The organism is Cupriavidus taiwanensis (genome assembly GCF_900250115.1).
GTDB classification, from domain to species: Bacteria; Pseudomonadota; Gammaproteobacteria; order Burkholderiales; family Burkholderiaceae; genus Cupriavidus; species Cupriavidus taiwanensis_B.
This window is the reverse complement of the sequence record NZ_LT984805.1, coordinates 61,868-86,912: the sequence shown is the minus strand read 5'-3', so window position 1 is coordinate 86,912 and position 25,045 is coordinate 61,868. Positions and strand designations below refer to the sequence as shown.

General features: G+C 60.0%; 21 protein-coding genes and 4 pseudogenes. 12 read left to right on the top strand and 13 right to left on the bottom strand.

The window, feature by feature from the left end; translation table 11 throughout:
* The first annotated feature begins 321 nt into the window (after positions 1–321).
* Complete coding sequence (locus CBM2586_RS29530) at positions 322–1,422, top strand: IS5 family transposase (RefSeq protein WP_012354469.1); 1,101 nt, start codon at positions 322–324, stop codon at positions 1,420–1,422.
* 142 nt (positions 1,423–1,564) lie between these two features.
* Here CBM2586_RS29530 and CBM2586_RS29525 read toward each other — a convergent pair.
* From CBM2586_RS29525 to CBM2586_RS32715, 3 genes and pseudogenes are all read right to left on the bottom strand, one after another.
* Positions 1,565–2,863, bottom strand: a pseudogene (locus CBM2586_RS29525) (Tn3 family transposase); the annotation flags it as partial.
* Positions 2,864–2,918: 55 nt separating this feature from the next.
* Positions 2,919–3,878, bottom strand: a complete 960-nt coding sequence (locus CBM2586_RS29520) for an IS5-like element ISRta5 family transposase (protein ID WP_012354468.1) — start codon at positions 3,876–3,878, stop codon at positions 2,919–2,921.
* A 117-nt stretch (positions 3,879–3,995) separates the two neighbouring features.
* A pseudogene (locus tag CBM2586_RS32715) lies at positions 3,996–4,982 on the bottom strand (DUF4158 domain-containing protein); the annotation flags it as partial.
* A gap of 297 nt (positions 4,983–5,279) precedes the next feature.
* Between CBM2586_RS32715 and ltrA the strand changes: the two are divergent.
* The gene (gene ltrA / locus CBM2586_RS29505) at positions 5,280–6,992 is read left to right on the top strand and encodes a group II intron reverse transcriptase/maturase (RefSeq protein ID WP_018003737.1); all 1,713 of its coding nucleotides are present in this window, start codon (positions 5,280–5,282) and stop codon (positions 6,990–6,992) included.
* Positions 6,993–7,340: 348 nt separating this feature from the next.
* Here the strand turns inward: ltrA and CBM2586_RS29500 are convergent, their stop codons facing one another.
* On the bottom strand, positions 7,341–9,059 hold the full coding sequence (locus tag CBM2586_RS29500) for a tannase/feruloyl esterase family alpha/beta hydrolase (RefSeq protein ID WP_012354465.1): 1,719 nt from the start codon (positions 9,057–9,059) through the stop codon (positions 7,341–7,343).
* Positions 9,060–9,383: 324 nt separating this feature from the next.
* Between CBM2586_RS29500 and CBM2586_RS29495 the strand changes: the two genes are divergently transcribed.
* Both CBM2586_RS29495 and CBM2586_RS29490 read left to right on the top strand, forming a co-directional pair.
* On the top strand, positions 9,384–10,034 hold the full coding sequence (locus CBM2586_RS29495) for a TetR/AcrR family transcriptional regulator (protein WP_012354464.1): 651 nt from the start codon (positions 9,384–9,386) through the stop codon (positions 10,032–10,034).
* Between the two features lie 383 nt (positions 10,035–10,417).
* Entirely contained in the window at positions 10,418–11,104 is a 687-nt protein-coding gene (locus CBM2586_RS29490; RefSeq protein WP_012354463.1) for a Crp/Fnr family transcriptional regulator, read from the top strand.
* 58 nt (positions 11,105–11,162) lie between these two features.
* Here the strand turns inward: CBM2586_RS29490 and CBM2586_RS29485 are convergent, their stop codons facing one another.
* Together CBM2586_RS29485 and CBM2586_RS29480 are read right to left on the bottom strand one after the other, a co-directional pair.
* Complete coding sequence (locus tag CBM2586_RS29485) at positions 11,163–12,365, bottom strand: acetyl-CoA C-acyltransferase (RefSeq protein WP_012354462.1); 1,203 nt, start codon at positions 12,363–12,365, stop codon at positions 11,163–11,165.
* 7 nt (positions 12,366–12,372) lie between these two features.
* The gene (locus CBM2586_RS29480) at positions 12,373–13,146 is read right to left on the bottom strand and encodes an SDR family NAD(P)-dependent oxidoreductase (protein WP_012354461.1); all 774 of its coding nucleotides are present in this window, start codon (positions 13,144–13,146) and stop codon (positions 12,373–12,375) included.
* Positions 13,147–13,161: 15 nt separating this feature from the next.
* Here CBM2586_RS29480 and CBM2586_RS29475 point away from each other — a divergent pair, with 15 nt between their 5' ends.
* The 3 genes and pseudogenes from CBM2586_RS29475 (at position 13,162) to CBM2586_RS29465 (ending at position 15,106) form a co-directional block, all read left to right on the top strand.
* Positions 13,162–13,365, top strand: a complete 204-nt coding sequence (locus tag CBM2586_RS29475) for a hypothetical protein (protein WP_018003739.1) — start codon at positions 13,162–13,164, stop codon at positions 13,363–13,365.
* Positions 13,337–13,819, top strand: a pseudogene (locus CBM2586_RS29470) (AMP-binding enzyme); the annotation flags it as partial. The gene CBM2586_RS29475 and the pseudogene CBM2586_RS29470, both read left to right, overlap by 29 nt.
* Positions 13,820–13,846: 27 nt before the next feature.
* Positions 13,847–15,106 (top strand): IS256 family transposase, encoded by a 1,260-nt coding sequence (locus CBM2586_RS29465; RefSeq protein ID WP_012354364.1) that lies wholly within the window; start codon positions 13,847–13,849, stop codon positions 15,104–15,106.
* 472 nt (positions 15,107–15,578) lie between these two features.
* On the opposite strand, the gene CBM2586_RS32265 is transcribed toward CBM2586_RS29465, so the two are convergent.
* Positions 15,579–16,187 (bottom strand): restriction endonuclease, encoded by a 609-nt coding sequence (locus tag CBM2586_RS32265; RefSeq protein ID WP_018003705.1) that lies wholly within the window; start codon positions 16,185–16,187, stop codon positions 15,579–15,581.
* Between the two features lie 556 nt (positions 16,188–16,743).
* Here CBM2586_RS32265 and CBM2586_RS29455 point away from each other — a divergent pair.
* Entirely contained in the window at positions 16,744–17,316 is a 573-nt protein-coding gene (locus CBM2586_RS29455) for a DUF1294 domain-containing protein (protein WP_012354459.1), read from the top strand.
* A gap of 257 nt (positions 17,317–17,573) precedes the next feature.
* Here the strand turns inward: CBM2586_RS29455 and CBM2586_RS29450 are convergent, their stop codons facing one another.
* The 3 genes from CBM2586_RS29450 to CBM2586_RS29440 all read right to left on the bottom strand — a co-directional run bounded on the left by CBM2586_RS29450 (position 17,574) and on the right by CBM2586_RS29440 (position 19,377).
* The gene (locus CBM2586_RS29450) at positions 17,574–18,146 is read right to left on the bottom strand and encodes a PIN domain-containing protein (protein WP_018003706.1); all 573 of its coding nucleotides are present in this window, start codon (positions 18,144–18,146) and stop codon (positions 17,574–17,576) included.
* A gap of 2 nt (positions 18,147–18,148) precedes the next feature.
* Positions 18,149–18,610 (bottom strand): excisionase family DNA-binding protein, encoded by a 462-nt coding sequence (locus CBM2586_RS29445; protein ID WP_012354456.1) that lies wholly within the window; start codon positions 18,608–18,610, stop codon positions 18,149–18,151.
* A gap of 365 nt (positions 18,611–18,975) precedes the next feature.
* On the bottom strand, positions 18,976–19,377 hold the full coding sequence (locus CBM2586_RS29440; RefSeq protein WP_370820323.1) for a PliI family lysozyme inhibitor of I-type lysozyme: 402 nt from the start codon (positions 19,375–19,377) through the stop codon (positions 18,976–18,978).
* Between the two features lie 193 nt (positions 19,378–19,570).
* Between CBM2586_RS29440 and CBM2586_RS32260 the strand changes: the two are divergent.
* Positions 19,571–19,946, top strand: a pseudogene (locus CBM2586_RS32260) (ISKra4-like element ISBte1 family transposase); the annotation flags it as partial.
* A gap of 467 nt (positions 19,947–20,413) precedes the next feature.
* On the opposite strand, the gene CBM2586_RS29430 reads toward CBM2586_RS32260, so the two are convergent.
* On the bottom strand, positions 20,414–21,577 hold the full coding sequence (locus tag CBM2586_RS29430; RefSeq protein WP_012354452.1) for a porin: 1,164 nt from the start codon (positions 21,575–21,577) through the stop codon (positions 20,414–20,416).
* Positions 21,578–21,885: 308 nt separating this feature from the next.
* On the opposite strand from CBM2586_RS29430, the gene CBM2586_RS29425 reads away from it, so the two are divergent.
* On the top strand, positions 21,886–22,248 hold the full coding sequence (locus tag CBM2586_RS29425; RefSeq protein ID WP_012354450.1) for a hypothetical protein: 363 nt from the start codon (positions 21,886–21,888) through the stop codon (positions 22,246–22,248).
* Between the two features lie 243 nt (positions 22,249–22,491).
* On the opposite strand, the gene CBM2586_RS29420 is transcribed toward CBM2586_RS29425, so the two are convergent.
* On the bottom strand, positions 22,492–22,761 hold the full coding sequence (locus tag CBM2586_RS29420) for a hypothetical protein (RefSeq protein WP_012354448.1): 270 nt from the start codon (positions 22,759–22,761) through the stop codon (positions 22,492–22,494).
* A gap of 245 nt (positions 22,762–23,006) precedes the next feature.
* On the bottom strand, positions 23,007–24,095 hold the full coding sequence (locus CBM2586_RS29415) for a patatin-like phospholipase family protein (protein ID WP_012354447.1): 1,089 nt from the start codon (positions 24,093–24,095) through the stop codon (positions 23,007–23,009).
* 114 nt (positions 24,096–24,209) lie between these two features.
* Between CBM2586_RS29415 and tnpA the strand changes: the two genes are divergently transcribed.
* Entirely contained in the window at positions 24,210–24,668 is a 459-nt protein-coding gene (gene tnpA, locus CBM2586_RS29410; RefSeq protein ID WP_012354446.1) for an IS66-like element accessory protein TnpA, read from the top strand.
* Positions 24,668–25,018 (top strand): IS66 family insertion sequence element accessory protein TnpB, encoded by a 351-nt coding sequence (gene tnpB, locus CBM2586_RS29405; protein WP_012354445.1) that lies wholly within the window; start codon positions 24,668–24,670, stop codon positions 25,016–25,018. The genes tnpA and tnpB overlap by 1 nt, the downstream gene beginning before the upstream one ends.
* Positions 25,019–25,045: the final 27 nt, after the last annotated feature.

The following is a 25,045-nucleotide window of genomic DNA, read 5'->3' as shown; positions in this document are numbered from 1 at the left end:
TCTTCCGGATGATGCCGATCTCTTCGTCACTGATGGCCAATAGCTCGCTCACGGTTTTGGCGATCGCGCCCCGTAACGACCTCGCGCATTTGCGCACGACGAAGCGGTGCAAGCTGCGCTCGCAAAATGGCAGTCCTTTGTTACCCGGATATCCCTGAATGATCACCAATTTGCCTGATCAGGAGTCTGTCGAATGCATAACCGCGACTGCGCCTGGCGCAAGGTGACCACCCTTAACAGGCCGCTGAAATACCTCCAGCGGACGTCAGCGCGACGACTGGCTGAAGCGTTGCTTTGAGGATCCCATCCAATCCCACATTCATGCGCGGCGCAGATACCTTCACGGGAAGCTTGTTCACTATGCGGAGGCTGGAGGATTTCGTGCCGCAGTCCCATCCGCTGCGCTCGATCCGGACTATGGCCAACCAGGCGCTGGTGAAGATGGACCGGCTGTTCGCGCAGATGTACGAGGCCGATATCAAGGGTGGCCGCCCCAGTATCGCGCCGGAGAAGTTGCTGCGGGCCATGCTGCTGCAGGTGCTCTACAGCATTCGCTCTGAGCGCCAGCTCATGGAGCAGACGCAATACAACCTGCTGTTTCGCTGGTTCATCGGGCTGTCGATGGACGACTCAGTTTGGGTGCCCACGGTCTTCACCAAGAACCGCGAGCGACTGATCAAGCATGATGCGGTGATCCAGTTTTTCAACGAGGTGCTGGCCATCGCGCAGAAGAAGAACTGGCTGTCGGGTGAGCACTTCAGCGTGGACGGCACGCTGATACAGGCGTGGGCAGGCCACAAGAGCTTCGTGCGCAAGGATGGCGACGACCAAGACGATGACGCCGGCGGCAGCTTCAAAGGTCGCAAGCGCAGCAACGAGACACACGAATCCAAGACCGATCCCGATGCCAAGCTCTACCGCAAGGGCAAGACATCCAGTGAGCTGCGCTACATGGGTCATACCCTGAGCGACAACCGCCATGGCCTGGTGGTTAGCGCCATGGTGACCAAGGCGGACGGACACGCCGAGCGGGAGGCCGCAAAGGTCATGCTTAACGATGCCAGGCAGGTGATTGAAGACCTGAATGTGGAAGTCACCGTGGGCGCGGACAAGGGCTATGACGCGCACGAGTTCATTGAGGCCTGCCTGGAAATGAAGGTGACGCCCCACGTGGCGCAGAACACATCGGGTCGTCGCTCGGCCGTTGCTGATGCCATTGCTTCCAGCGCCGGTTATGCCGTCTCGCAACAAAAGCGCAAGCTGATCGAACAGGGCTTCGGGTGGGTCAAGACCGTGGGGCGCATGCGTCAGGTGATGGTGCGCGGTCTGAAGAAAGTCGATCAGATGTTTGTGCTGAGCATGGCCGCCTACCACCTCGTGCGCATGCGCTCGCTGGGACAAATCCGTCCGCAGTTGCAGTAATCGCGCTAATGAGGCCGGAATGGGCGCCAAAACGCGGAAAAAGCCGAGGCAGTGACGTCCGGCTTCCGGATTGTGAAAAACAGCGCTCCCAGCCTTGCGGGGAAAACTCATCGCTAGCGCGATGAGTACTTCAGCAGCCTGATAGATCGAAGCCGAGCAGCTTCGACACAGCCATTCCCACGTTCGTATACCCATGCGTATCAACGGCAAGCGCGAGCAGGCCGCCGTCCTCGCGCGTGTCGCTGTGGCGCACTGCCCCTTCGATTGCAACCCCCGCCTGGCGCTCGTTAAGGACGATGGGCTGGTTGTACACGATGCCATGCTGGTCCAGGACGTGCGTGTAGATACCTACTGCATGGGTGCGCCTACGCGGGTCGACACGAGCGTAAAACAGATGAGGTGATGTATCCAGGCTCATCGAGTCGCTCGAGGCTCGCTGGCCAGTTCCCCACAACTCTGTAATGGGGTGCGTACGTTGAAACTCGACCACGCGCGCGTTGGCGCGCGACAGCCGGCCCGACATTTCGAGCACACGCATTGTGTTCGAAATCGCCGCAGCATCGACTTGCTGAATCATGGCGGCAACGCCTTTCGCATCGATCTCGGTGCCGTGTGCCATCAGCGCGCCGTAGAGCGAGACAAGTTCTTTGGCATCGCGTGCCTTCCGCGCCAGCAGTACTTCGCTAAATCCCGTGTGGACATCCACCTCCATCATGAGATCCGCAAACTGAGCTGCGCCGATCGCCTTGAACAGCAGGTCTCGTGTGCGCCTCGGTATCCCGTCCGTCGGTAGCGCCTCAAGTGTCGAGAGGTGCAGAGCGCCATCCTTGCCGATTGTCACGCGTCCGGCTTCGCGAGCCTCCTCCAGCGCGGCGAGACTGGCCTTCAAATTCTCAGTCAATCGCTCGAGAAAGGGATCCGCGGTAGCTGGTAGACCCAATAATGATAGGTGCCGGTCTCGCTCGGACTCCCATTCTGACGGTGGAATCAACATCTGGTCACGTTCACGAAAGGACAGACTGTGGTTGATCCACACCGACCCGCGGCGCAGATCTTTGCGCAAGCTCGTGATCGCGGAGGCTTCCAGAGCGTGCAGTGCACGCTTTCGATCGTCGCAGTCGACCAAAGCGCGCCAGTTGGCGCTAATCGGGACGCCGTGTTCAATGGGCAACTCCGTCGCGCCGTCATCGCGCAGCCTGGCGATAAGCTCGAGTTGCTGTAGGCTAGGTTCTGTGTCCCGACCCGAGAATTCCAGTTCACATAGGGGTGCAAGGAGACTACGGATGCGTCGGTAATCATCAGTCAGCGTTTCGCGCACGCTGGCCGCATGGCTGGCTGGAGGCTTGTCCGGTAGCTCCCCAAGAAGTGCTCCTATCTCTGCAAGTCGGACTTCTGCCGGGCGCGTGTTGTCATGAACGAGCGCTTTGATCACGACCAGTTGTGGCGTTGTTGCATAAATCGAGATTGAAAACAGGGGCTCCTCGGTGAGGCTGAACTCAGGCGATACAGACGGATTGCGGGCGAGCGAGCGCGACCATGCGGTTGAGCACGCCCGCACGGATGGCCACTTCGGTGGCCTGCGACCCGATTTCGCGTGCCCACAGACTGTGTCCCGTCAGCGTCTTGAGGCGGTACATCAGGGTCTCTGCCAGCGAGCGCCGGTGATAGCCGCTGGCGGCTTTCCATTCGCGTCGACTGCTCTTCTCGATGACATCGATGGCCTCGTTACGCCAGGCTGCACCCGGCGTACTTTCGGACCATGGCTTCGCTCCATCGCGTGGTGGAATCGAGGGCTGTGCATCCCGCGCGGCAATCGCCGCGTGGCACGGCTTGCTGTCGTAAGCGCCGTCGCCTCCGATGGTATCGATCGGTGTATCAGCGGGGATTTGATCGAGCAGGTCGGCCAACACTTCGCCATCGCCAACGTCCTGATGGGTCATCAGCGCGGCACGGATTTGGCCGGTGTTCGCGTCCATGGCGAGATGGACCTTGCGCCAAGTCCGGCGCTTGGACCAACCGTGCTTGCGAACCTTCCACTCGCCGTCGCCGTAAAGCTTCAGTCCAGTGCTGTCGATCACCAGATGCAGCGACTCGCCGGTACGAGAGGCGGGCAGCACGACGTTCAGATTTTGCGCGCGGCGGCTCAATGTCGTGTAGTTCGGCACTGGCAATGTTGGGAAGGCCAGGGTGCGCAAGCTCTGCGCGAAGCCTTGCAGCGCGCGCAGCGGCAGGTGGAACACCTGCTTGAGACCGAGCAGACCCTGGATCAGCGCATCCGTATAGACGAGCGGGTGGCCACGCTTGGGCGACTGGGCTTTAGCCGGTGGCACGAGCAAGCTCTCTTCGACCCACATCGTCACGTCTCCTCGGGCTATCAGCCCCTTGTTGTACTGCGCCCAGTTCTTGACGCGGTAGACCCCCTTGGGCTCGGCTTGCTGTCGGTTGTCCTTGCGCATCGTCCCGGAAAAAATCCAAGACACTACGCCGCATCGTCAGAAGTTAACAGAGCCAGCGTTCCAGCCGTTGCGCGTAAACGTCAGCCCAACCGACCCCGGATTTATGCAACAACGCCCCAGTTGTTGTCGATATTCAACAGAAGAGCGAGCCTGTTTCGTTGTGGTCTTGTTGTAGGCGTGCCGAACCAGATCGGAAACGCGGCGCCCTATTTGATAGAGCAGAGAATCGGTCAACTCGAGCAGCGTCACGCGCAGGAAAAATACCAGCTCAAGAGTGCGCGCCGACCCTTTGAGCTCGCGGGTCTTCACCGGACGGCGCGCCTGAATCCGCTGTGCCCACGCACGCTGCTTATCGATCGGCACGGTGTCCAGCGTCCATGTGTGTACACCGATCTCCTTGAGAAACCGAATCTTTTCCAGCGTTTCGGTGATCGTCGTCGGACTGTGCCGGGCCGGCGGCGTCTTGAGCCAGTCGAGAACGGTCATGTCTGCGGCGTCGTGTTGGCTCGATAGCGCTGCATCGGCGCGCCTCAGTTGCGTCTCAGGGACGGTCGCCTCGATCAGGGCGAGCGTGTCGCGCTCGGTCTCAGCCCAGACCGATCGTCCGAGATCTCGCAACGTCCGGTCGGCGGGAATCAGAATCCTTCGTTCGTACAGCCAGCAGTTCGCGTGCTGGAGTAGTTCGTCGAGCGTGAGCGACTCCTTGGCATTTTTGCGCATCCATGCTTCGAGGCCTGCCCATTGGTCCGGGCCGATTGACTTCAACCCCAGATGCCGTCAGGCCCAGATCAGGTGGTCATAGAGCGTTTTGTACCGGCGATATAGGGTCCGAAGCGATGCAATGGTCGGCGTCGTCAAACCGAGCCGCTGGCCGATGTAGTGGAGCAACTGGCGCGGCAGCGTACTGACTTGGCCGAGGCTATGCCCACTTGCGCGCAGGAATACCAGTTGGATGGCCGCCCCAGCGCGCCGGTCGGGACGAAAGCGCTCATTGAGCGCTGCGACGTCGCTGTCGGTCAGTGCGAAATATCGCTCCACATCGAAATCCGACAACCGCGTCGGCAACCGGTCCCTTCCCACATAGCGAAATCCCAAGCCCGGCATCTCTTGCCCCCATCGAGATGGCGCGATACGAATCGCGGGCGCATATGTTACGCCCTCCTCTCATTCGTAGCCGTCAACAAGTGTGGGCTTGTCGGAAAGCGTTGTGGACAAAGGCTTTCGGGGAAACCGCCAGATTTTGCACGAAAAGTACGATTAGTGCGCCAGGAGACTGGCAGAGAGTAGTCGATGAAAGTTCGATACAGGAAAGGAATAGCGAACCACCCTGGCCCCGAGTCATGCGGCGGCACCCGCGAGGGTGCAGCCGAAGCGTTGACAGGGGAGAGTGCAGGCCAGCCATTGAGCCGCGAAATCATTCTGTCTGGAGCGCCGACGCTGTTGATCGAAGCGGAAGGCAACATCGTCGAGGGCGCTAAACGCGAGTTCTCGGCGGGCTCCACGCGGTCGAAGACCCTGAGCATGCACAGAAGCTCTCTGCACAGGAACTGGGAGATCTCGCCAGTGCCCACCGAGCAGCTGGCGGTGGGCGGGTCGGGGAAGGCCGATGGCCGTACGCCCGACATCGACGCTGGCGAGAAGTCAGATGCTTGCGTAGTACCGAGGAACGATCCGAACAACGACGCGGCCGCAAAGCCGGCGTCTGCGGAGGATCGGGAGGGAAGGCGAGCAGCCAAGAGGAACGCCGAACAATCTCCCGCGCCCCGGACACAGAGCCGGTCCCGCGCGTCGACGGGGTTGAACGGCGTACGCGAAGCAGCCTGTGCCCAAAAGGCATCGGGCAAGAAGGTGCAGTTCACCGCGCTGATGCACCACATCACGCCGCGATTGCTGATCGACAGCTTCATGCATTTGAAGAAGTCGGCGGCGGCCGGGGTTGATGGAGTGACATGGCACGACTACGAGGAATGCTTGGTCGAGCGGATAGGCAAGCTCTGGGACGCGGTGCAAGCTGGCCGCTACCGTGCCCTGCCATCAAGGCGAGTGTACATACCCAAAGCGGACGGCAAACAGCGTCCGCTAGGCATCGCTGCGCTGGAGGACAAGATCGTCCAGCAAGCGGTGGTGACAGTGCTCACACCAATCTACGAGTCCGACTTCCTTGGGTTTTCCTACGGGTTCCGGCCCGGACGTGGCCAGCACCAAGCGCTTGATGCGCTGTGGGTGGGGCTGCATTGGAAGAAAGTGAACTGGGTGCTCGACGCAGATATTCGCTCGTTCTTCGACACGGTCGACCACGGGTGGATGATGCGGTTCCTTGAGCACCGAATTGCGGATAAGCGCCTGCTGCGGCTCATCCGCAAGTGGCTGACGGCCGGCGTCATCGAGAACGGGGCGAAGACGGAAATACGGGTAGGTACCCCACAGGGGGCGGTGATCTCACCGCTGCTCGCGAACATCTACCTGCACTACGTCTTTGACTTATGGCTCCAGCGATGGCGTCGCCGCGACGCTAAGGGTGACGTGATCGTCGTGCGATATGCTGACGATAGCGTTGTGGGCTTCGAGGCCGAGGCTGATGCCTCGCGATTCCTGGAGGCCTTAAAGGCACGATTTGCTCAGTTCGGGCTGTCGCTCAACGAACAGAAGACGCGAGTGTTGCAGTTTGGTCGCTACGCGGCCAGCCTACGCAAGCGCGCTGGCTTGGGCCGGCCGCAGACGTTTGACTTTCTTGGGTTCACGCACATTTGCGCGACCAAGCGGTCGAATGGCGGTTTCATCGTCAGGCGGTTGACATCGAGCAAGCGGATGCGTGCCACACTCAAGGCACTGCGGCAGGCGCTGTACCGGCGCCGGCACGAACCGATCGCAGTGGTCGGCACATGGCTACGCCGTGTGATGCAGGGCTACTTCAACTATCACGCCGTCCCGGGCAACAACCTGCGATTAAGTAGATTCCGTTCTGGGGTCTGCCGAGCCTGGTTACATGCCCTCCGGCGACGTGGGCAATATGGGCGAATGTCCTGGGCGCGATTCCTCCGACGGGTCGCGCCATATGTACCGTCAGTTCGCGTTCTACACCCTTACCCAACACAGCGCTTCTTCGCGTCATGACTCAAGGCAGGAGCCGTATGCGGTAGCCCTGCACGTACGGATCTGTGCGGGGGGCGGGGGGTAACCTCCGTCCCTACCGCGATCCCCGTCACACCCTCCCCATTCCCACCAAGCAGGTGATGACGTGGTGCAATGGCGGTAGCCGGCCAGTCTCAGCCATTCGCGTCTAGGCGGTGAATGGCTGAAGTCAATCCTACTTCGGCCTTCAAGAACTGCGCAGCCGGCCTATTTTTAGTTCCGCTCAGCGCGGAACAAGGGATGAAGTCCAATTACCACCAGATCCTCGACATGCATTGGCCCGACGAAACGTCGGGCCAATGTGGTTGCTTTACCTGTGCATTCGATGGTTCAAGCAGTACAGACGTAACTTGTTGCACTGTTCGGGTCGCCCCCGACATACTTTGGCCACGCGGGATACTCGCATACCGGGCGCTTTCTACCGGTAGTTGGCGGAGTAACATCGGTAACGATCAGATCATGGGGTTCCACCCCTTTTGTCACCCAATAGTCCAGGGCCGTCAGGCTGTCGTAACCCCCTTCAAATTGGCCGCCGAAGCCATGCGCTGCGCCCGGGAGCAAATAGAACTTCAGGAACGATGAGAGCTGGGACTGCCCATAGGCTGCAAGCAGGCGGTTGTACAAGTCAACGGACATCTGCGCAGGAATAAACTGGTCCGCCTGCCCATGTTGCAGGATCAACTTTCCGCCTTTGTTTTTGAAGGCATCGAAATTGACGCTCGTTCCGTCTATCAACTGACTCACCGCTTGTGTCCGCGCGGTCAGGGCGCCGGGATTCGTGAACCCGAAGGTAAGGATGTCGAGGCTCGGGTCGCGAGCAATTGCATACTTCACCAGGGCATTCGGGAAGGCATAGAAGAACGATGCCTTTGCCACATCAGCCGTGGCCGGATCCGCAACGGCGTCCGCTGCTGATGAACCCAGGGACGGATACAGCGGCCCCCAAAAGTCGGCACCAGCAAGTACTTTGTAGCCCGGGATGGTTCGAATACCATTCGCGAAGTCGAAGGTAGTGATGAGCGGCGTGGCGATTGTCGCCACGGTATTGAGTTGTGCATCCGACAGACACGTGTCTCCAGTGTCTGCACCGCCTGGACAGCGCAGTGTAGCCGCGTCAAATCCGCACGCGCCTGGATTGCTGATGACACCATCCGCTACCCCATCAAGGGTATCGCACTGCGACATGACCGCGTCTCGCAAGACCTTGCCCTTAGCGGCATTGATAAACCCGCCGGGTGAGAGGGAGGCTTGCGAAATTCGCCCCATCTGGAATGAGAGACCAAGCAGCCCGGACGCAGGATAGCTGGCGATGACGCCATCGTAATCAGACGCATACTTTTGGGCCGCAACGAGCCCCATCCGACCTCCTCCAGATCCCCCAATGAAGTAGCTCTGGCTCGCGGATTGCCCATATCGCGTCTTCATCAGAAACGTCGCGACGTCGTGCGTCTTTTTTATGTGGCTTCCTGCATAGTTTGCTAGTGCCTCATCGTTTGACGCGAAGGTCCCGACGAAGTCATTGGCTGCCTGGTGGCCAGCATCGCTACCGTAGGTGACATAGCCTCGAGCCAACGGGGCAAGGACACCGCTCGGCTCGCCATACGGCGAGAATCCCGATGCGGCGAAGCCAGTCGTGTCAGGAATGACTCCATCAAGTCCACCACCGCCAAAGTGGAGCGACTTCCCGTTCCATGCCGTAGGAAGGTCAACTTCGAATTGGATGTCGGGTGCAGAAGAGTCAACGGGATGAATGCCGCCCAGTACTTTGCAGAACTCACCGCTCGTATTGCCGCTGTCGCTCGCAGCGACCAAAGTTGCAGAAGTTATCGTTGCCCCCGTAGAGGCCAAGCCAATATTTCCTGCTGGAATGGCAATGCCCTTCAACTCGCCGCACAGTTCCGTCGGTGACTTTTGCGCAGTCGTTGGGCCAGGTGCACCGACTGATGGGGCGCTCTCTTCACCCCCACATCCAGCCAGCGAGATCGCCAATGTTGAGAGGACGGTCAAAGCCCCAACGCTACGCCAAACCTTATCGCGAGCATGATTCATAGTTGTGTCTCCTTGCCATGTTGTACGCAGTGCTCCGCGGTCCCATGCACTTCACTGCCGACTCCGATCGGCCATCGTGCATCGACGCGTGCATCTGGATTGCCAACTCCAGTGCTCACGGAACCCACAGCAGGAACAGTAACGATCGTCGCGTGCGAAGATTGTCTTGCATAGGACAAAGCTGTGCGTGCGTCAGGATGCAGGATCATCAGAGGCAACGGGGTTGCGTCGTGGGCACGGGGTGACAGTGCGTGGCATAATCGGCGCACCGCCATCGCGTGGACCGCGGTCCCCATGCGGAAACAGAACTACGGCAGATTCGACATGCAAGATCTTCCGAATGGACACCGGGTCCGGATCCGACGCCGTGGCGCCGACAAGCATCCCCTTATTCTTAAAGCGGCGCGCGAACTTGTGGCGCAATCAGGCTTTCGCGAAGCGCAGATGACTGCGATCGCGGATGCTGCCGGCATCGCGATAGGGACGCTTTACCGCTACTTTCCCTCCAAAACAGAGTTGATGATCGAAGTCGTCAAATCGGCGGCACAACGCGAAGTCGAAGTTGTAGCGGGAATTGCGATGCGAGACGGCGCCGCCTGCGAGAAGCTTGGCGCGGCCGCCTGGACCTTTGCCAGCCGGGCGCTCCGCGGTCGACGACTGGCCCATGCGCTCGTCGCTGAACCTGTAGAACCCGACGTAGAGTCAGCGCGCCTGACTTATCATCGGGCCCTCTCCCGAGTCTTCAAGACAATCATCGAACAAGGCATCACCGAGAAGGCATTCCCCGCTCAGAACGCCGCTGCTTCAGCAGATTGCATCGTTGGCTGCCTGTTTGAAGGCCTCGTCGTGCCGCTAAGCAATGAGGCCGCTGAGGCGTCGACGTCCCTGAGTGCGCATGCCACCGCAATCATCACATTCTGCCTGCGCGGAGTTGCGGGGCAAATGCTGTCCTTCCCTCCCCCGAGCGCCGCGTAGTAACGCAGGGCCGCCTACCTGGTTTCGCGCAAATAGGAATCCAAATTGCACTTAAGAGTGCCACGCGACCGATGACGAGTAGCGTAGTGCACTTTTAATAGCCTTAAAGCCGGGAAATTTCCTGCTTTTACTGAGCATTAGGGCTTGACATGGGCCGTTGAGCCGCTTAGCCTTAAGTGGAATCATGATTCGCTTAAGATCATCCTGTCGGCGAATCGGCGCTCCGCAGCCGAACGCGACGCAAGGTTGACTTCCGTTCGTGCACACCGTACGCAGCGAAGAAGAGCCTTCCCACGGGCAACCAAAGAGAACTCGCTATGCAATCGCTATCCCCCGGCTTCGGGAGACAGATTTCTCGGCCGCCGCTGCCCGCTGAGACGACCATGCGCGCGTCGCTCGCGTCATTCTTTGGGAATTCCGCTTGGTTCGATCGCCTGACGGACCAGGAAAAAGCGCGCGTCATGACGGACTCCTTTGAAAAGCACCTGACCGCCGGAGGCACGGCCTGTCACCGCGGCGCCCCGGCCGATCATTGGCTTGGAGTTGTCGAAGGTATTGTCAAAGTAGATACTGCATCCGCATGCGGAAGAGCCATTACTTTCGCCAGCATGCCCGCGGGCGCATGGTTTGGCGAGGGTGCTGTCCTCAAGGACGAACCACGACAGTATTCGGTAGTGGCATTGAAAGACAGCCGGATCGCCTATGTACCGAAAGCGACTTTCCTCTGGCTGCTCGAACAGAATCACACATTTAGCCGATACGTTATCGATCAGCTCAACGCACGTTGTGGCTACTATGTCGGCCTAGTGCATAACCTGAGGCTTCACGAAGCAGCAGGTCGTGTGGCGTTCTGCCTCACCGAATTGTTTCACCGTCAACTCTACCCTTCGACCGACCGGACCCTGGCGCTGTCGCAGGAAGAAATTGGACGGCTCACAGGACTGTCGCGCCAGAATACCAATCGAGCGCTTCGCGAACTTGCTGATGCAGGCATGGTTGCAATGGAATACGGCGCGATCCAAGTGATCGATCTTGAGGGACTTCGGCAATTCGCCCACATGGGCGACTAATCCACGTTTGCGACAGCAGTCGTGCTGCATCGCGTCGGAGATGCAGCACGACCGATGATCAAGCCATCTCAACGGCGACGGCGGTCGCCTCACCACCGCCAATGCACAGGCTGGCGATCCCTCTACGGCCGCCAGTTTTCTTAAGCGCTGCCAACAGCGTGACCAGGATCCGCGCACCCGAAGCGCCGATGGGGTGACCCAAGGCACAGGCGCCACCGTGGATGTTGATCTTGTCCCGGTCCAGCCGGAGATCGCGCGCGGCCGCCATTGCGACAACCGCGAATGCTTCGTTGATCTCCCAAAGATCGACTTCCGATGCGGACCATTCCAGTTGCCCGAGCAGCTTCTGGATCGCCCCGATTGGCGCAGTGGTGAATGTCGCCGGAGTTTGCGCGTGTGTCGCGTGACCGACGATCCTCGCAATCGGTTGCAGCCCCATCGTCTCTGCGACGGATTGCCGTGCAAGAACCATTGCGGCAGCCCCATCCGAGATCGAACTCGAGTTTGCAGCCGTCACCGTCCCGTCTTTCCTGAAAGCAGGCTTCAGGGTGGAAATACGGTTCAGATCAGCCTTGCGGGGCTGCTCATCACTTCTTACCTGCACCCGCCCCTTGCGACCCTCCAACGTGAGTGGCACGGTCTCCCAGTCAAAGTCCCCGGCTTCCATTGCGGCTTGCGCACGCAGCGTGGACGACACCGCCCATTCGTCTTGCGCATCTCTTGTGAATCCGTACGTAGCAGCACAGTCCTCCGCAAAGGTTCCCATCAAGCGTCCGCGCGTGCCTTCGCTGTAATGGTCTTCAAGACCATCAAGGAACATGTGGTCCAGGACCGTCCCATGACCCAGTCGATACCCGCCTCGAGCCTTCGGTAACAGGTAGGGCGCATTGGACATTGACTCCATGCCGCCCGCGACCATGATGTCGTTGGTCTTCGCCACAAGCAGGTCGTGCGCCAACATGACCGCCTTCATACCGGATCCGCATACCTTGCTGATCGTGGTGCACGGCACGGCGAGACTCAGGCCGCCGTGAATGCTGGCCTGGCGCGCCGGAGCCTGGCCGACGCCAGCCGGCAGCACGCATCCCATGAGCAATTCCTGGACAGACGTTACATTCACGTTCGCGCGCTCCACGGCCGCACGAATGGCAGCGCCTCCCAGTTCCGGGGCCGTCAATGGGGACAACTCTCCCTGAAAACCGCCCATTGGCGTTCGCGCTGCAGACAGGATGACGATGGGGTCGATGTTTGAGTTCAGCATGATTCCCTCACTTTGCTGCCATACGGATGGCACCGTCGAGTCGAATGACCTCACCATTGAGGTACGAGTTGCCAATCACATGCTTGACGAGATCCGCGAATTCCTGCGGCTTGCCCAACCGCGGAGGAAACGGTACAGACGCACCGAGCGACTTCTGCACTTCATCCGGCATGGCCAATAGCAATGGGGTAGCCATGATGCCCGGCGCAATCGTGACCACACGTATCCCGAAGCGCGCGAGTTCACGCGCCAGCGGAAGCGTCATTGCCACCACCGCGCCCTTTGAAGCTGCATAAGCGCTTTGGCCGACCTGTCCGTCAAAGGCAGCAACAGATGCCGTGTTGACGATAACGCCGCGCTCCCCATCGCCTGTTGCCTGCTGTTCCGCCATCAGGGCGGCCGACAACCTCAGCACATTGAACGTGCCGGCAACATTGATCTCCAGCACGCGCTGGAATGAGGCCAGCCCGTGCACGCCGCTCTTGCCAATCACCTTCTCAGCGGGCGCAACGCCTGCACAGTTGACGAGTCCTCGCAACGGTCCAAGCGCCTTGGCATAGTCGAAGATTTGCTTGACGCTTTCCTCTTTCGTGACATCAGCCCGGACGAAAATGCCGCCCACCTGCCTGGCAACAACCTGTCCCGAGTTCGAGTCAAGATCGACGACGACCACTTTCGCCCCTGCCTCCGCCAGCGCCATTGCGGTGGCGGCCCCGAGGCCCGATCCGGCCCCCGTCACTACGAATACGTCTCCGACCCCAAGGGCGTTGTTCCCAGCCATCGCGGTGCGTACCTGATGAGACTGGATAGCCCTCCGCTGGTTATTGATATCCTCGACCCCCTGGCGCCGGCGGGAGAGTTGATTGGCGAGTTCGAATATGAGCAGTTTCTTCAGCAGGGCGATCCGGCTTTTCCGGGTCTCTATCCCGAGGATGAATGGGACGCCATCGCTCTGAACTACACCTCGGGCACAACCTGGATTGTATGTCGCGGATCCTGACACGATGAGTGCTGTGCCGTGGGATGGCAAGACTCAGGGCGAACTCATGTTACGTGGCAATATCGTGATGAAGGGGTACCTGAAAAACCCCGAAGCCACCCAGCGCGCGTTCAGTGGCGGGTGGTTCCACACCGGCGACGTGGCAGTGGTGCATCCGGACGGATACATCCAGATTACCGATCGATCGAAAGACGTCATTATCTCGGGTGGCGAGAACATCTCGTCCGTCGAGGTCGAAGATGTCTTGCACCAGCACCCGGCGGTGCTGATTGCCGCGGTTGTGGCGCAACCTCATCCCAAATGGGGAGAATCGCCCTGCGCGTTCATCGAACTCAAGGATGGGGTGAGCGAACCTGCCGAGGAGGGAATCATTGCCTTTTGTCGGGCACGACTGGCGCACTACAAATGCCCCGTGCGCGTTGTTTATGGGACCTGTCAGAAATTTTGTGTTTAGGGCATAACATGTCGCCAAGGAGCATGTATGCCACGCAAAACCAAGACCAGCCAGGCCGCCGACCGTGAGCTGCCGACCATTCCCGAGGACCTGATTGCCCATTTCGTTAAGGGTCCGATGACCGCCGAGGCGGTGCAGGACGCCTCGATGGCGTTCAAGAAGGCCCTGATCGAGCGCGCCCTGGGGGCCGAGCTCGGCCATCATCTGGGCTACCCGGCTGGCGCCGAGCGCCCGGCCGGCACGGCCAACCAGCGCAATGGCAAGAGCGCCAAGACGGTTCTGACCGACGACGGGCCGCTGCGGTTAGACATCCCTCGCGATCGCGACGGCAGCTTTGATCCGATCCTGATTCCCAAGCACGAGCGGCGCTTCACCGGGTTCGACGACAAGATCATCGCCATGTATGCGCGCGGCATGACCTTGCGCGAGATCCAGGCGTTTCTGGCCGAACAGTACGGCACCGAGGTCTCGCCCGAGTTCATCAGTTCGGTGACCGATGCGGTCATGGACGAGGTCACCGCCTGGCAGGCCCGTCCGCTGGAGGTGATGTACCCGGTGGTGTTCTTCGACGCGCTGCGGGTCAAGATGCGCGAGGACGGCGTGGTGCGCAACAAGGCCGTCTACCTGGCCTTGGGCGTGCTGCCCGACGGCACGCGCGACATCCTGGGCCTGTGGATCGAGACTACCGAAGGCGCCAAGTTCTGGATGAAGGTGTTCAACGACCTGAAGACCCGGGGTACCCAAGACATCCTGATCGCGGTGACCGATGGCCTTAAGGGCATGGAACAGGCCCTGGCCGCGGTGTTCCCGAACACCACCCTGCAGACCTGCATCGTGCATCTGATCCGCAACAGCCTGGAGTACGCCAACTGGAAGGAGCGCCGCGCCGTGGCGGCGGCGCTCAAGCCCGTGTACACGGCCCCCACGGTCGAGGCCGCGCTGGCCGAGTTGGCGGCCTTCGAGAACGGGGAATGGGGTCGGCGGTATGCACCGATCGGCGCATCCTGGCGTCGCGCCTGGGATCAGGTGATCCCGTTCTTTACGTTCCCGCCGGCGATCCGCAAGATCATTTACACGACCAACGCGATCGAGAGCATCAACGCGCAGCTGCGCAAGATCATCAAGACGCGCGGTCACTTCCCCAGCGACGAGGCGGCGACCAAGCTGCTGTGGCTGGCGCTGCGAAACATCACGGTGAAGTGGGGCAGTTCAACCCATGACTGGAAGGCTGCCATGAACCAGTTTGCGATCCTCTACGAGGAACGCTTCACCCACCCTTATCGTTAAGATATTGCTGGCTCACCGTTCCATCGACGGTGAGCCTTTACCTGCCCTGCACACAAAAAAACTGACAGGCCCTGTTTATGGGCCGCTACCCAAAACCGGAACCGGAAAGATTCAGAAGTACCGGCTACGTGAAATCGCTTGCAGCCGCGATGCCATCACTGATCTGGCTCGCTCGCAGTGAATCCGTCCCTCCTTTTATCACCCGATTGCTTCCAACACTTGAGCAGATGACCGTTCTCCGCCGTCGCAGCCATTCGGTAGCCCGCTGGCAAACGTCGGAGAAGGGTCGGAAAGAGCCCACCGGATAGAAAGTGCCAGGTTCTTGCCGCGCTCTGGGCGATTCACGAGGCATGACTCGCTTAAAGGAGAGTGTCAGTATCAATGCAGAAAACCGGCGCTCCAGCCTGCCGAACAGCCAGCCTTACCTGAGAGTGACCTTTGCCTGAAAGCGCGATGATTATCCAGCCGGTTCTTAGACGTTGCGGGAGAGCTTGACCCTGCAACCGGGATAGTTCAGGCAACCCCAGAATGCACCAGCTGGTCCCTTCCGCTCGACCATCTTGATTCCGCAGGCCGCGCATGTCGGCGTGCGATAGTCCCCCCGAAACGCCTGCTTCAGCAGCGTCGCTTGCTTGTACTGATCGAGGGCGCGTATCCGTTCGACAATACCCGCACCATCAAGCAATTGAATGCCGGCTCGCTCCGCCGACTCCTGCACCGGTCGCCCGACATAGCCAGACAACGACCAGAAAACGCCCCGACGCACCTTGTGTTCGTGCATGACACCGGCAAGCGCGCGGACCTGCTCCACCTTCACCGGCTTGCGCCATGCCTTGCATTGGACCACGGCCACGGGACCATCCCGGCCAGCCTTGTACAAGGTTGCGTCGATGCCGCCATCGGGACCGTGGGGCACGGTCTTGACGGTGAATCCCATCGCCTCGTAGTACCCAACACAAAGCAGCTCAAATCGCTTCCACTCCAGCTGCTGGAGGGCATCGAGCGTCCAGCTATTGATTTCCGGCTTTTCCGCTAAGGCGGCTGTCCGCGGCGGCGGGCCGACGTCCTCCCTGGACCCCATGGATTCACCGGAGGATTGGGATGACTTCCACCGCGACGACGATCGACTCGTGCGAGAACTCCGAGCCCTCACGGGGATTTCTTGCTGCCCTGCCCTTTCCCTACGCCGCGCACGGATGTATGACAGCACACCCAGAAAGCCGAACATGGCGGCAGGCATCCAAGCTAACGACTGGCTTAACACCGCAATGCCCGTCAACAATGGGCTCGATCCGAATATCGCTGGGACGACCCCGCGCAACACGATGTAGGCACCCACTGCGAGCGCTGCAGATACCCACCACGGCGCATCGATCAATATCTCGCTAAGCGACGGCTCCTTCCTTCTGCGACCCATTTCTCTACCTGTTGTTGTTATCCACTGCAGCCCGCGCCATCCCCCTACCGGCAAATCTACCCGATCTGACACGCACAACGGGTTGCAACGAGCCAACACCCCACCGACTACGGGTGGCAGAGCCGCCAGCCCCTACCCGGTAACTTCGCGAACTCCCGCCATAGTTTCGCTTGACGGCATCCCTTAAACTGCATCCTTCGCGCAACATCACACAAAAACCATGAGAAAAGCAGGTCGGGTCAAGACGTGGCATGCAGACAAGGGCTTTGGTTTTATCAACGTCCACGCGGACACGGATGTGTTTTTTCACATCACCGCCCTACAAACGCGTGCCGTGACGCCAACGTCTGGCGACCGCGTGAGCTTCGAACTCGGCAAAGGCCGGGACGGCAGGCCACAAGCCTTGAACGTTGCCATCGTCGGCGCAACGAAGGCGCGGTCGGACACGAGTCTTTGGCCGGTGTTCGCGGGTCTCGCGGCGTTGGGCCTCATCGCCGGCGGCGCCCTGATGGGTTATTTTCCACACCAGGCCGGCCTGGTCAGCCTCGTGACGAGCCTCATCACGTTCTTCGCCTATGGCGACGACAAGACGCGGGCCAGCCGGAATACGTGGCGCACGCCTGAGACCACCCTGCACCTGCTGGCGCTCTGCGGCGGTTGGCCGGGCGCGCTCGCCGCCCAGCACCTGCTGCGACACAAGAATCGCAAGCGGGCGTTTCAGGCGATGTTCTGGGGCACTGTCGTCGTGAACATTGGCGCGATGGTGCTTTGGCGAGCCGTCATGGCGGCCTGAGAAAGGGAAAGCCGAAGGCCGCGGTGAGCCATGTCCCGGCAAATTGCGGCTTACGGGCGTTATGTCGAATGTGCCGTGACAGACTTTCCGGGGTGAAAGCCGTCGCCGGCTTGCACGACCTTGTTCCAAGCCCGGTGCAGCATCTTCTTGCTGAGGCATCTGCCCTGCCGTATACGTATATGATCGTCGCCGGCTTGCCACGACGTCTGGGGGCCGAGCATCGGTCGCCGGGACGGACTGGCTACCTGCACGGGGATTCAGATTGCCAAACTGTACTGCGTTAGGATCAACACCGTTTGCGTCAGGCCTTGCGCCGAAAGGGTGGTCAAATACTCCGAAGGAGACTTCGGTGGATTCTTCAGAGATGCACGGTGGTCCGCCACTGCCGCTAGGACCTTCCCTGCATTCAGATCAAAGAGGTCCACGACGAAATCGTCCGGGTGGATCGCTTCGACGTTGAACTCCTTGAGCGCTGCTTCCGGAAAGTCCTTCATATTGAAGGTGATGATTGCCTCCGAGCCGCTATGAATTGCGGCCGCGACCACATGTCGATCGTCAGGGTCAGGCAACTCAATGGACTCAATAAGGTGTTCATAGCCGAAAACTAGCGAATCGCGAACGCTTCGGTTCATCAGTTCGCGCGTGCCTGCAAGACGATCCGCGGAAAGCTCCGGCCGCCGCGCGAGGAGGTTGCGAACCCACTCGTCATGAATTTGATTCGTCCATTTTGCACGGTACAGGTCGGTCAGCGCGAGCCGCATCAGCAGATCGCGCAGCGGAGCAGGATAGAGAACGCAAGCATCGTAGACGACAGCGAAGTTGGAGGTCATGCTCAATAGCCCATGTCCAACTCTTGGGCCTGCGCTGCGAGTTCGTCTAGTGCCTTGCGTCGCTCGTCATCAATGCGCTGCTTGTAGCTGACAACGTCCTGGTAGAGGACGCGCCGATGCGTGTTGACTTTACGGAACGGAATCTCGCCCTTCTCCAGAAGTTGAACCAAGTATGGGCGAGAGACGTTAAGCAGGTCCGCCGCCTCTTGCGTCGTCAGCTCGGCGTGAATTGGAATGATGGAGACGGCGTTCCCTTGGCCGATTTCGGCGAGAACCTCGACGAGAAGCCTCAGAGCAGAGGTGGGCAATGTGACACTATGCAACTCGCCCTTGTCAGTCTTGAAATCGAATTGCTGCGTATCGGATCGGCTGTCCAGTGCCACCGCCAGGCTACGGCTCGATTCCCGAGCGATAGCGCTTTCGTCTGCCGAAGGCAGCGTCGTGTTAGTGATGGTTGCGTGCATGGAAGTCCCCGGATCGTACGTGTGACGGTATGATAATTCGAAATAATCGAATTCGTAATATCCGAAACGGTGAAAACTCAGCGAAGAGGATTTTTAGCAACGTGCGCGCGTAAGAACTTGTGCTTTTTTATGCACAAACGCACGGTGCTGTGTGCACAGCAGAGGAAAGGTGCAGACGCATGGGACCCCCCCGTGGGAGGTTGCGCAATAGACAAGCGCGAGGCGGCGTCATACGAGTGATACGGGCTAGTTATCGAACCTTATCGCAGCTTTCGTGCAATGTCCGCCGTCACCCACGTCCCAGCCCCAGCGCGGGTCGATGGCGCGGTCGCCACTGAGGAGACCGCGCCCCGCTGCTCGGCGCGCTACTTGGGCGAGCACGCGCCCCGCCGGCACGCCGCCTTCAGCTCGGCGATCTCATCGTGATGGGTATCGGTTTGGACGCGCGTGAGAAGGCGTACGCTGCCGGCGTCGATCCGCAACGCATCCACTTCCAGGTATTTTCCCGAGCCGGCGGTGAGCTTGGAGAGAACCAGCGCCTGGATGCCGTCGCCGGTGATGTCGGCGAACTTCGCGCGCAGCTTACCGTCATCTCGAAAGATGGTGCCATTGCGCGAGAATACCGCGCCGGCGTCGAAATGCAGGAGCTGCGCATCCTTGAACACGGCGACGCTGTAGCTGCCCATCGAGGCCGCTTCCAGATCGCCCTCGGACAGCACAGCCACCCGCTGGTCCGGCAGCGTGATCGCGACACCATCCTTCGCCATCGCAGGCAGGCCCGCGAACCCGACCGAGGCGGCGGCGCAACAGATCAGAACGCCCTTCTTCACAGAATCCTCCTTAGGCATGGCTCAGGGTCATGCTCGGCATTGCACACTCAGCCGAACGAAGAATCAAGAGGCGTGCGGGACGGGCGCGTGCGCGCGGACTCTGGTAAAGGCGCTGCGGGGCGCCAAGTAGCACTCATGGCATGGCTGCCTCTATCCAGATTACGCCGACTGGAAAGCCTGGGCTGGGATCTGGTACTGAGGCCAGCGCCGAAGAGGCCAAGCTCGTTGACAAACTGGAGGAGTTCATCGTCTACCTGGACAACAGTCGGAGCTGCATCGTAGTGAACTACGGTGACCGCTATCGGCATGAGGAGCCCATTGCATCAGGGTTCGTCGAGTCTGCCGTCAACCAGGTGGCCAGCAAGCGATTCGTGAAACGGCAGCAGATGGCTTGGCGGCCCCGGTTCGCGCACAACCTGCTACAAATCCGGACAGCTATGCTCAATGACCAACTCCGATCGTACATTGAACGATGGTACCCCTTCATCGCCGGAGAAAAGATCGCCGCAATCCAGGCCGCCACTCGAATCGATGGAAATCCGGTAACGGACCGTCGCAGCTGGAGTGAGCCTTATCTCCCTCTCCTTCAAGCCACCGAGACACATGGCCGAAGTCTGGGCGCCAAGAATGATCGCCCCCGGTTTGGCGTAGAACCGCGCCACCTCACCGGATCTGAGTCGGCCAACTTCCTTCCCATCGACTGACAGGACGGTATCGCAAGCGCTGCCGTAGAACCCTTGGTCCCGGGTCACGACCAGCGTTGCAAACTCGCCGGGTGGCGGCGTTTGCAATCCGCTAAGCCGCTCGGAAGGTGCTGGCGCCGCCTGACTTGCGGCTATCGGCGTGGTCGAGCATGCGGAAACCAGCATGGTCACCACGCAGGCAGAGACGATTGTGCTTCGGATTAACACGTGGCCCTCCAGAAGGCTGCGACGCAATGCGTGCAGGAACTAGGCGACGATTGCGGGTCGGCTCAGAATTTGTGCCGGATACCCAAGGCGACGCCGAACATATTGCTCTGCCCGTTGCCCAGCACATAGCTGTTACCCAGCGACAGACTGTTGGCAAAGACGGTCGCGAGCGAGTCAAGCATCAAGCCGGCGTTCTTGGCATAGGCAGTGGTCACGTAGACATCGGTACGCTTGGACAGCGAGTAGTCGGCCACGAAGGAGATCTGCCACGGATTGGCCACGCTTGTATTGCCGTAAAGGTTCTTGAGATCGTCGTAGTTGTACTCGAGCGTGAGTGCCAGCGCCGGCGTGACCTGATAGTTGGCGCCGACCCAGTAGAAGTCATCGCGCTGGATCAGGGCATCGGCCGCATTCCTGTTCTGGCCCCAACGGTAGCCGCCCATGATCTTGGCCGGGCCGAAGGCATAGCTGGCGCCTACCGCGGCTTTCTTGATGGTGCCGGTGCCGGTGCCGATGGTGGGATTCCACTGGTCATAGCCCGCGGTCGCGGCGAACGGGCCGAACGTGTAAGCCAGCGCCCCGCCATAGGCGGTGTCGCGCCGGAACTGCCCCGGGACTTCGCCATTGCCGCCGATCGGAATGGGGAATCCTACCGAGGCGGGCAAGGCCACCCCGACGCCGAAGGACCAGTGCGCGAGCGCCGTCAGTCCCCCGAACTTCCCGGTGTACTTGACGGTGTTGTCCGCGCGGTAATTGGGGCCGGATTGCATGACGACCGGCTCATACTGCGTGGCATAGGCGGTCGGAGAGAAGTTGGCCAGGGCCTCGAACATCGAGGTGTATTGCCGGCCAAGGCTGACCATGCCAAGACGGCTGCTTTGGACGCCCACGTATGCCTGGCGGCCGAACAGACGGCCGCTTTGCTGCGACAAGCCGTTGTCGATGCCGAAGCCGCTTTCCAGCACGAAGAGGGCCTTGATGCCGCCACCCAGGTCTTCGTTGCCGCGCAGGCCCCAGCGGGAGCCGGATAGCCCTCCCGAAGTCAGACGGTAGGCATCGTTGGCCGGTCCCGGATTAAAACCATTGGCGGCCGTCGGCACGACGCCGGCGTGGTTGACGTATTCCACGTTGGCGTCGATCACGCCGTACAGCGTGACGCTTGACTGCGCAACGGTTGCCAGTGGCCATCCAAGCAATGACATCAAGGCCATTCTTTTCAGTGCCATGCCCGCTCTCCTCTCGTTCTTTTTTGTTGGTGGTTCAACCACGGCTTCAGTCGCTGCATGGCTGACCTTACGGCATGCTGCCAGGCAACCTGTTCGAGCATAGGAGCGTAATACGCTCTCCGCCAACATTCGATGACTGGAAACGCTCGAAACGGAAAAACAGTGTCGGCCGGTTGCAACAGTCGCCAGTGAAGCGCTCCCGGTGCGGAGCGCCTAGAATGCTGGTGAGCCAAGGCTCACAGGAGTTTGATCAGAAGTCGTTTTGGTGTCTGAAGTCCAAACACACATAACGTATCGAGGAGAACGACATGTCCGCATGCAAATTGCCCGCATTTGGTTTCGCAGTCCTGATGGCACTGACTTCGATAGGCGCGGCCGCCCAGACACCCCAGGGATCGCAACCGGGTGCGGCGCCATCCGACGTTCCCGCAGCGCCCCCGACTACGGCCCAGGCCAAGGCTTTTATCGCCGAGCGCTTCAAGGCGGCCGATGCCAACCATAATGGCAAGCTGACTCGTGACGAGGCTCAGGCGGGAATGCCAAAGGTCTACGAAAACTTCGACAAGATCGACGTGAAAAAGCAGGGTTACGTCACCGAGCGCCAGATCGGTGCCTACTGGATGAAGAAAACCAAGGACCAGATGCAGAAGGAAGATCCGATCTGGAACTGAAGGCGCTACGGATTCTTTTTAGCCGCAGAGGATGATGGAGCGGGAGAATTCGAGCCGTATCTTCCGCCCGCGGTGGTCCCGCATGCACCGAATCGATACTAAGATAAGAAACGCCCCCGACCTGCAAGGCAACGGCAACCGCAACCGCTTTAGGGAGACCGCTAGTCCCGGCTCAGCCCACGGCATTGGCGTCGCAGGACAGCTACGCTGCTGGCGGGCACGGCGGTCGACCGATACGGCTCTTTAGTACTTGGTGTCCCGCTTTTCCTGACGGCCCTCCTGCTTCGTGTCGCGCTTGTCCTGCCGGCACTCAGCGTTGCTCTTCTGATTTTCAGCCCGGCAGTCGACCTTTCCCGAACGCGCCTGCTGTTTGGCTGCCTGGTTTGCGTCTCTGCCTTGTTGACGCTGCTGCGACTGCTCGGTTGCCGGGGCAGCGCCCGATAGCGCCAGAAGACCGGCCACGGCCAGCACCCTGCCGGTCTGGCTCCAACGTCCGTTTTTCGATTCGACCATTTTCACACTCCTCCTTGCTTGGTCAGGATGACGCTCTGCTCTACTGCCAGGCCGCATTCGCATGCTCGTGTCGAGCAGACTTACGCAGCCTCTGTGAAAATTGATCATCCCTCGCTACCATTCCATATTGGCACATGACCGGCGACAAGGACGAATGGGATGCGGACATCATTCGTCAGAATAAAGGTTGGGCCGCATCAGGTGCTAGCCATAATGCAATCGGCAGGGAATCCGACATCTGAGGGCTATTTCGTTATAGCGGCCGGCAAGGCGAACCCAGGCGGGGCCTTAGCCCAAGGGTAACCCTTCGACGCCATGTTATAGCCAGTGTCATAGAGCGCTCGCATGTAATCGGTGTCGAACTCTTCCTTGTGGGGCGCCTTGAAACTCGCCGGGATGAAGGCAAGATTGAAATCAACACCATCACGCTCTGCAGTCGCATAAATGCGGTAAAGGTCGCCGATACCCTGGCTTTGAATCAACGAAGCGACCGCGCGAGAGGCAATGCTCATTGTGGAGCGCTCAACTTGCGCCCAATCCGCATCGAGTCTGGCGTTGCGGATCACATAGAGTTTGCGCTCCCGCTTGACTCCGACCGACGCCGCCTCGTCGTTGATGCGTATCCCAGCCGGATAAGCGAATACCTGTGCGACGATTCCCCCGTCAACGTGCATTTCTTGATAGGGCTTTCCGTCGACTACGACGTCGACCATCATCGGTGGGAAGCCGCCCGGGATCGAAGCTGACGCCACCATGACCTTTACGAACAGATCTAATGCCTTGGGGCCACCATAGCTTGCGATCTTACCCATGTCCCAGATGATTGCGCGCCTTGCATCAAGGTCGGCAGTGGCGACCAACAGCATGCGACCTTTTGCGTACTCCGCTGCAATCTCTTTCAGGAAGGCCTCCGTCACGGATTTTCGCGTCAGCCTTAGCAACGGCGCATTATCCGCCATGCCATCGCTCAGCACGCCTGCCAGAAAGCTACGCGGTTCCAAGACGTCTTTCGGGGAAATTGTCGTGTAGACCTCTTTCAGAGTCCCGTCGTACTTCGGCCCGAGGAAAGCGAAAGGGGCTATCAGGGCCCCGGTACTGATGCCGGTGACGAGCTTGAACTCCGGTCGCGTCCCAGTTGCGGTCCACGCATTCAGAAGGCCAGCGGCAAATGCACCATTGTCGCCACCACCAGAAATCGCGACGAACACCGCCGGTGGCATCGGGCCTTTGTGTCCCTGCCGCGCAAGGTAATCCCGTTCTCGTCTCAGTGCCTCGAAAGCCGCTTCAGTGAATTCGGGAATGTCAATCCCTGCTGTGTAGCGTACCCCGGGCATGCCAGGGATTTCAGCTCTCGCTGTTACGTCGTAAGCGACCGAGAAACGGCGTCCTAGTTTTGTAGGGTGAGTCTTGGCAGGCTTGCGTCCGCAAACACTTTGCGGACGCAAACCATGATCACTGACGATATTGATGTTGACTGCTTTCCACTGCGAGTAGTGCGTGTCCGGCGCAATGGGAAACGCGATTACGAGCCGGTGGCCAACCGGCGTTTGATTGAGCTGTGTCTTCGGCCTGGCGCATCGGTGGCAGGCATAGCGCTCAAGGCTCAAGTCAATGCCAATCAACTGCGCAAATGGATTCGGCTGCATCGGGAATCGAGGGCAGTGGAACACGGTTCGCTGGCGGCGTTCGTGCCGGTTGTTCAGGGAATCCGATCTCCTGAAGTCGAAGCTGTGGTCACTGCGCCGCGTCGCACGACGGCTGTGGCAGTTGAACCGCAACCTCAGCCGTCGCGACCAGTCGCGCTGCTGAGTGCGAAGTTGCCAAACGGCGTAGCGATTGAGCTCGCATGCGGTGAGCGTGACGGTGAACTCGTAAAGGCGATGATCGAAGCGTTGGGGGCGAGCTGATGTTCCGCTTCGACGAAGGGCTGAAGGTCTACCTGCACCGGGAAGCTGTGGATTTCCGCAAGAGTATCAATGGTCTGTCGGCGCTGGTCGAGCAGTCGCTGGGGCTCGATCCGTTCGCACAAGCGGTCTACGTGTTTCGCAATCGACGAGCCGATAGGATCAAGCTGCTTGGCTGGGACCGGAACGGATATTGGCTCTTTTTGAAACGACTTGAGGCAGACCGTTTTGCTTGGCCGCGTGGGGCGGCAGTGGCGACGCTCTCGGTCGAGCAACTTCACTGGCTGCTGGACGGCATCGACATCAGTGCCGTCCAGCGGCACCCGCCGCGACATTACCAACGGGCCGTGTGAACGCTGCATGACATCGACGGTCAAATC

Bases quoted from the DNA above. Each gene is read 5' to 3' on its own strand.
- CBM2586_RS29530 (WP_012354469.1), top strand. From the start codon at position 322: ATGCGCGGCGCAGATACCTTCACGGGAAGCTTGTTCACTATGCGGAGG.
- CBM2586_RS29520 (WP_012354468.1), bottom strand. From the start codon at position 3,878: ATGCGCAAGGACAACCGACAGCAAGCCGAGCCCAAGGGGGTCTACCGC.
- CBM2586_RS29500 (WP_012354465.1), bottom strand. From the start codon at position 9,059: ATGAATCATGCTCGCGATAAGGTTTGGCGTAGCGTTGGGGCTTTGACC.
- CBM2586_RS29495 (WP_012354464.1), top strand. From the start codon at position 9,384: ATGCAAGATCTTCCGAATGGACACCGGGTCCGGATCCGACGCCGTGGC.
- CBM2586_RS29490 (WP_012354463.1), top strand. From the start codon at position 10,418: ATGCGCGCGTCGCTCGCGTCATTCTTTGGGAATTCCGCTTGGTTCGAT.
- CBM2586_RS29485 (WP_012354462.1), bottom strand. From the start codon at position 12,365: ATGCTGAACTCAAACATCGACCCCATCGTCATCCTGTCTGCAGCGCGA.
- CBM2586_RS29480 (WP_012354461.1), bottom strand. From the start codon at position 13,146: ATGGCTGGGAACAACGCCCTTGGGGTCGGAGACGTATTCGTAGTGACG.
- CBM2586_RS29475 (WP_018003739.1), top strand. From the start codon at position 13,162: ATGAGACTGGATAGCCCTCCGCTGGTTATTGATATCCTCGACCCCCTG.
- CBM2586_RS29465 (WP_012354364.1), top strand. From the start codon at position 13,847: ATGCCACGCAAAACCAAGACCAGCCAGGCCGCCGACCGTGAGCTGCCG.
- CBM2586_RS32265 (WP_018003705.1), bottom strand. From the start codon at position 16,187: ATGGGGTCCAGGGAGGACGTCGGCCCGCCGCCGCGGACAGCCGCCTTA.
- CBM2586_RS29455 (WP_012354459.1), top strand. From the start codon at position 16,744: ATGAGAAAAGCAGGTCGGGTCAAGACGTGGCATGCAGACAAGGGCTTT.
- CBM2586_RS29450 (WP_018003706.1), bottom strand. From the start codon at position 18,146: ATGACCTCCAACTTCGCTGTCGTCTACGATGCTTGCGTTCTCTATCCT.
- CBM2586_RS29445 (WP_012354456.1), bottom strand. From the start codon at position 18,610: ATGCACGCAACCATCACTAACACGACGCTGCCTTCGGCAGACGAAAGC.
- CBM2586_RS29440 (WP_370820323.1), bottom strand. From the start codon at position 19,377: ATGGCGAAGGATGGTGTCGCGATCACGCTGCCGGACCAGCGGGTGGCT.
- CBM2586_RS29430 (WP_012354452.1), bottom strand. From the start codon at position 21,577: ATGGCACTGAAAAGAATGGCCTTGATGTCATTGCTTGGATGGCCACTG.
- CBM2586_RS29425 (WP_012354450.1), top strand. From the start codon at position 21,886: ATGTCCGCATGCAAATTGCCCGCATTTGGTTTCGCAGTCCTGATGGCA.
- CBM2586_RS29420 (WP_012354448.1), bottom strand. From the start codon at position 22,761: ATGGTCGAATCGAAAAACGGACGTTGGAGCCAGACCGGCAGGGTGCTG.
- CBM2586_RS29415 (WP_012354447.1), bottom strand. From the start codon at position 24,095: ATGCCCGGGGTACGCTACACAGCAGGGATTGACATTCCCGAATTCACT.
- tnpA (WP_012354446.1), top strand. From the start codon at position 24,210: ATGATCACTGACGATATTGATGTTGACTGCTTTCCACTGCGAGTAGTG.
- tnpB (WP_012354445.1), top strand. From the start codon at position 24,668: ATGTTCCGCTTCGACGAAGGGCTGAAGGTCTACCTGCACCGGGAAGCT.